The organism is Amycolatopsis sp. NPDC114484 (genome assembly GCF_055633755.1).
This window is the reverse complement of sequence record NZ_JBVKDQ010000057.1, coordinates 1-5,668: the sequence shown is the minus strand read 5'-3', so window position 1 is coordinate 5,668 and position 5,668 is coordinate 1. Positions and strand designations below refer to the sequence as shown.

Below are 5,668 nucleotides of genomic sequence, written 5' to 3'. Positions count from 1 at the left end.
AGTTCACTAGCACACTGTTGAGTTCTCAAGCAACACACCCCGAACCAACCCCGGAATCAACCAGGCCAAGCTCGATGCGTTATTTCAAGCTTTTGTTTTTCCGGAGTCCAACTCTACACCCTGGGAAGCTCGAGGCTTCGTCGGGGGCTGGTTCAGCTCCGGAGGTTTGGGACCACCCACTCTACCACTACTGTGGGAGCTTGGTTCGTGTTCCCGGTGGCCGCCCGGTCTCCCTGGCGACGAAGAGAACATTACACGGCCCGAAACAGCCCTCGAACAGGGGGGTCCCTTTTTTCGCGCCAAGCCCCTGACCTGCGTCGATCCGGCGACCACAGCCCCAAGGCGGCCCAAGCCGGTCAGCCCGGCTCGCGCTCCCCGTGCGTCGCGATCACCGTGACCCCGACGAGCACTGCCGCGAGAGCCGCCGTCACGTGGATCGGCGCCGGGCCGAACGACGCCGCGAGCACGAGCACCGCGGCCGCCGGGAAGCCGATCGCGATCGGACGGCATTCGTTCGCCGGGCCGATGTGCAGCAGCCACACGCTGAGCAGGAAGACCGCGACCGGGATCGTCACGGCCAGCGCGGTCACGATGCCGCTGACGTGTGCCTTCCCGCTGTCGAAGCCGACCGCCAGTTCCAGCCCCGCGCCGACAGCCGCCGCCGAAGCGAAAATCAGGTAGTGCCCGTATCCCCAGCTCAACGCGGTCCACCGCGAGTTACCGCGTTCGAGGCGGGCGTGCCCCGGCTGGTCGAAGTAGAGCCACCACATCGAGAAGACCAGGACCAGGCCCGCGACAGCCAGCGAAACCAGCTCCCCGGTGTGCTCGCCCTCCGCGATCCCCTCTTTCACCGCGTTGGTGGCGCTGAGCACGGTTTCGCCGAGCACGATCAGCGTGAAAAGCCCGTACCGCTCGGCGATGTGATGCGAGTGCCACGGCGTGGTAGTCCGCGACTCCGCCACCGCCGGCACCGCGAGTTCCAGCAGCAGGATGACAAAGAAGCCGACGAACCCCGCGGTGCCGGGAATCGCGAGCCGGACGACCCACAGGATCTGGCAGGCGGTGATGCCCGCCGCGTAGCGGTACGCGGTGGTGCGCAATCCCGGTGACTGCCGCGCCGCGCGCAACCACTGCGCGACCGCCGCGAGCCGCATCAGGACGTACCCGATGACCACGATCGTGAAGTCGCCTTCGAAGGCTTTGTCCACGCCGGCCGCGACGGTCAGGCCGCCGGCGATCTGGACGAGAGTGGCGAGCCGGTAGGGCACGTCGTCGGTGTCGAACGCCGACGCGAACCAGCTGAAGTTCAGCCAGCCCCACCAGATCGCGAAGAACACCATCCCGAAACTGAGCACGCCGTGCCCGACGTGGCCTTCGGAAAGCGCGTGGTGCAGTTGCGCGGCGGCCTGGCCGACGGCGACCACGAAACACAGGTCGAACAGCAATTCCAGCGGCGTCGACGCGCGGTGCCCTTCGCTGGTGTCGCGCGCCCGCATCGGTCGGTACCACACCCGGATCCGGTTGCCCGGCGTTGCCTCCTGGGCCATGAGCGCTCCCCTCTTCGCAGAACGCGGCCATCCCAACATGATCGACGGCCGTGCGCGAGCGCGACATCCCCGAGCAGCCGGAACCGGGTGAAACCGGACGTCTCAGCGCAGCCGGACCGCCAGTTCGAAGACCGGATCGTCGAGGCCGGCCGTCCCGGGATCGCACAGGAAGATCTGGCGCGGCTTCCAATCAGCCTCGACCTCGTGGTCAGCCAGCCAGCGGTGCAGCGACTCGGCGCCGAGCGCGGTCATCATGTTCGCCTTCGGCACGGTGACGTAAGCCTCGCGGCCCGCGTCGTCGGTGCTGAGCGTCATCTCCGGAAAGGCGATTTCCCCGCCTTCGGGGTCGATCGGGCAGCAGAATTCGACCAGGCCGTCGCTGTCATTGCTGATTTCGCCGTGGTAGCGCAGGAACGGCCGTCCGGCGCTGCCTTCCGGGCGGGGGACCGCCGGGTCGCCGAAGAAGGCGAAGAGCGGGGCGGCGAACTCGCCGATCCGGTCGGCGGTCAGGTGCTCGGAGGTGGCGAGCAGCGCGTGGGCGGGCATTTCGCGGACGGACACGTCGTACATCGGGGTTTCCTTCCCGGCCAGTTGGTCGAGGAAGAACCCGGCGAGTTCCCGCTTCGCGTGCCACGCCCGCTCCTACTCTTCCCAGTAGGCGCGGACCTCGGCTGCCGCGGCGTCCGGCGACAGGTCGAGGACGGCCCGGATCCTCGGCAGCGGCATCTCGAGCCCGCGCAGCTGGACGACGCGGCGAGCCCGGCCGAGCTGGTCCGGCGAGTACCAGCGGTAGCCGGTGTCCGGGTCGACGCGGGCGGGTGGCAGCAGGTTCGTCTCGTCGTAGCGCCGCAGCGCTTTGGGCGAAAGGCGGGCCAGGCGCGCGAACGCGCCGATGGCGAGCAGGTCCGTCATGGGTCTCCCTCGTTCGGAACGCCCTGAGCGTGGGGCCGTCCCCGAGGGGAAGGTCAAGGGGCGAGCCTTCCCGGCCGTGCGGCCGGAGTTGAAGCACGCTCTGCGTGCAAGAGGCGACGTCAAGCGGCGAAGCATCCTGAACCGCGTGGGCAGGCTCGAAGGGACCGTCAAGTGGCGGAACATCCGCGCCGCGCGACCGGGCCGAAGGCAACGTCAAGCGGGCCGAACCTCCCGAACCGCGCGGCCAGGCCCGCAGGCAACGTCAGGGGGCGGAACACCCCGAGCTGCGCGGGCCGGACCCGAAGGGACGGTCAAGCGGTGGAACATCCCGAACCGCGTGACCGGAGGCGAAGACGACCTCAAACGGCCGAACCTCCCGAACTGCGCGACCAGGCCCCGCAGGCAACCTTCACGCGGCCAAACCTCCCGAACCGCGCGGCCAGGCCCGCAGGCAACCTCAAACGGCACGGACAAGGCGCTCGCAGGAGCGATCTCCCGCTCGGAACATCCGCGGGCAGCCCAGAGCAAGATCCAGCCGGACGAGAAGGACGGGCGGGCCCGGTTCCCCCTCGCCCGGGCCCGCCCCGTTGCCTTCGCGCGCGCACTCGGCTGGCCACTCCGGGCAGTGCCCCGGCGATTCGCCGTACGGTCCCCCGCGGACGCCGACGAATTTCGTACCGGAATGCGACTCCGGGTGTCCATTCCCCGGAACTTCGGACTCCCGGGCCGCTCGGCCGATCGACCCATCCCCGGTCGATCGAACGAATTGCCACTGTAGGTAGCCAAAGTGCCGTTCTGAAGGCTCCATAAGGTCTACTCGGTTGCTCTGAGTAGCACTAGGGTCGAAGGTCACCTGTCACCCGGATGGAGTATCACCTAGTGGCGGTAAGTAGCTCACCGGACAGGCAAGATAAGCGTTGCCAGATCACGTACGGTGAATATTCGCTGCGGATTGCGCAGCTTGGTGGTCCTCCGTCAGGATGGCACGCCGCCGGCGGGCGCGCAGTTCCAGGGCCGCGAAAGCGAGCGCGACCAGGGTGAGGCCGGCCGCGCAGCACATCGCCGCGGTGAGCGCGGTCTGGTGCCCGGCCGCCGGGACCATCGATTCGAACACCGACGCCAGCACGGCCGTGCCGATCGCGGTGCCGATCCGCTGGCCGGTCTGCAGCGCTCCCCCGGCGACGCCGGCCAGCCGGTTCGGCACGCATTCGAGGGTGAGCGTCGTGTTCGGCGAGATCACCATCCCGCCGCCGATCCCGCCGATCAGCAGCGGGCCGGCCACTGCGAACCCCGCGGCCGACGGCGGTACCAGCTGCACGACCAACGCCACGGACAACAGCGAGAGCGCGACGATGCTCAAACCAGCAACGGTCAGCCTTCGGCCGAACCGGGCCACGAGCCGCCCGGCGACCGCCGCGGTCACCGCCGAACTCAACGCGAACGGCGTGACCGCCAGCCCCGACTGCAGCGGCGTGTACCCGAGCCCCTGTTGGAAGAAGAGCGCGAACACCAGCCAGATCCCCGCGAACCCGCAGAAGTACAGCGCCCCGACCGCCGCGCCGCTGGCGTAGCCCGGAGTGTCAGTGAAGAGCCGGATGTCCAGCAGCGGCGGCAGATTCCTTCGCGTGACGCGCAGTTCCCACCACACGAACGCCACGCCGAAGACGATCGCCACCCCGAACAGCCACCAGAACCGGCCCAGCCCGCCCCGTTCGGACTGCACGAGCGGCAGCAGCACGCCGAGCACCGCGACGGCCAGCAGCACGATCCCGACGAAGTCGATTTCCGTGCGCAGCCGGAACTTCCGCCGGTCCGCGCGCGGCAGCAGCTTCATCGCGAGCCCGAACGCGACGACGCCGATCGGCACGTTCACGTAGAACACCCACCGCCAGCCGTCCGGGTCGCCGAACAGCGCGAGGATCACGCCGCCGAGCACCGGCCCGACCGCGGTGGAGATGCCGACGACCGCGCCGAACATGCCGAACGCCCGGCCGCGCTCGGCACCGCGGAACAGGTCCTGGATCAGGCCGCTGTTCTGCGGCGTCAGCATGCCCGCGGCACAGCCCTGGGCGAGCCGGGCGGCGACGAGCGTCGCCGGGTCGGACGCCGCTCCGGCGAGCGCGCTCGTCGCGACGAACGCGGCCAGCGCGATCAGGAACATCCGGCGCCGGCCCAGCGCGTCGCCGAGCCTGCCGCCGGTGACCAGGACCAAGCCGAAGGTGAGCGCGTAGCCCGAGACGACCCACTGGATGGTGCCCGCGCCGGTGTGGAGGTCGCGCTGGATCGAGGGCAGAGCCGTGTTGACGATGCTGACGTCCAGCAACGTCATGAACCCGGCGGCGAGGGTGACCGCGAGCGCCCGCCACCGGCGGGGATCCGGCTCCGCCCCGGTCATCAGGTGTTGGCGGTGATCCCAGGGATGCCCTTGAGCTCACCGATGAGCATCGAACTGACCTTCACGGGGTAATCGTAAAGCGCGAAGACCGTCTGGTTCTTGCCGACGAGCTTGAGGTGCACCGGCGTATCGCCCTTGTGCGCCAGCAGCGTCGACTTCAGTTCGCTGACCACCGCCTGGTCGATCTTCTCGGCGGCGGCCAGCAGCACCAGCGGCGGTTCCTCGTCGCCGTTGCCGATCTCGGAGAGGTCCAGCGGCACGAGCCCGCCGCCGAACACCGACATCTTGTCCTCGCGCCAGTTGACCCGGCCCTTCACCAGCACCGCGTTGTCCTCGACCAGGTCCGCGGCGAACATCGAGTACGCCTTGGCGAAGAACAGCACTTCGAGGGCGGCGTCCATGTCCTCGACGGTGCAGATCGCCCAGGGCTCGCCCTTCTTGTTGACCCGGCGTTCGAGCGAGGTGAGCAGGCCGGAGATGACGACCTCGCCCTCCTTCGGCGGGTCGGCGAGCAGCGCGGCGATCGGCTTCGGCGCGTGTTTGCGCAGGATGCGCTCGGCCCCGTCGAGCGGGTGCGCCGACACGTACAGGCCCAGCATTTCGCGCTCGTAGGCGAGGAGCTGCTTGCGCGGATACTCCTCCTCGCCGAACTTGAGGTGCGCGAGCGGCGAGGACGACGGCGCTGCCTCGGCCGAGTCGCCGTCGTCGGCTCCGAACGAGCCGAAGAGGTCGAACTGGCCCATCGCTTCCTGGCGCTTGAGCGGCACCACGGCTTCCACCGCGTCCTCGTGCACCTGGATCATCGACAGCCGCG

General features: G+C 69.2%; 5 protein-coding genes. All 5 read right to left on the bottom strand.

The genetic code is table 11. The features are described 5' to 3' along the window. Positions 1-356: 356 nt before the first annotated feature. The gene (locus ACZ7SW_RS46715; protein WP_470236831.1) at positions 357-1,547 is read right to left on the bottom strand and encodes a low temperature requirement protein A; all 1,191 of its coding nucleotides are present in this window, start codon (positions 1,545-1,547) and stop codon (positions 357-359) included. Positions 1,548-1,649: 102 nt separating this feature from the next. After that, positions 1,650-2,117: a GyrI-like domain-containing protein gene (locus tag ACZ7SW_RS46710; RefSeq protein WP_470236830.1), complete on the bottom strand. Its 468-nt coding sequence runs from the start codon at positions 2,115-2,117 to the stop codon at positions 1,650-1,652. Positions 2,118-2,189: 72 nt separating this feature from the next. After that, positions 2,190-2,459 (bottom strand): MerR family transcriptional regulator, encoded by a 270-nt coding sequence (locus tag ACZ7SW_RS46705; protein ID WP_470236829.1) that lies wholly within the window; start codon positions 2,457-2,459, stop codon positions 2,190-2,192. Between the two features lie 925 nt (positions 2,460-3,384). Next, complete coding sequence (locus tag ACZ7SW_RS46700; protein ID WP_470236828.1) at positions 3,385-4,854, bottom strand: MFS transporter; 1,470 nt, start codon at positions 4,852-4,854, stop codon at positions 3,385-3,387. Further along, the coding region (locus ACZ7SW_RS46695; protein WP_342029845.1) for an OB-fold nucleic acid binding domain-containing protein at positions 4,854-5,668 on the bottom strand (815 nt) is incomplete at its 5' end. The genes ACZ7SW_RS46700 and ACZ7SW_RS46695, both read right to left, overlap by 1 nt.

Excerpts from the sequence above, each read along its gene's own strand:
- ACZ7SW_RS46715 (WP_470236831.1), bottom strand. The coding sequence starts at position 1,547 with ATGGCCCAGGAGGCAACGCCGGGCAACCGGATCCGGGTGTGGTACCGA.
- ACZ7SW_RS46710 (WP_470236830.1), bottom strand. The coding sequence starts at position 2,117 with ATGTACGACGTGTCCGTCCGCGAAATGCCCGCCCACGCGCTGCTCGCC.
- ACZ7SW_RS46705 (WP_470236829.1), bottom strand. The coding sequence starts at position 2,459 with ATGACGGACCTGCTCGCCATCGGCGCGTTCGCGCGCCTGGCCCGCCTT.
- ACZ7SW_RS46700 (WP_470236828.1), bottom strand. The coding sequence starts at position 4,854 with ATGACCGGGGCGGAGCCGGATCCCCGCCGGTGGCGGGCGCTCGCGGTC.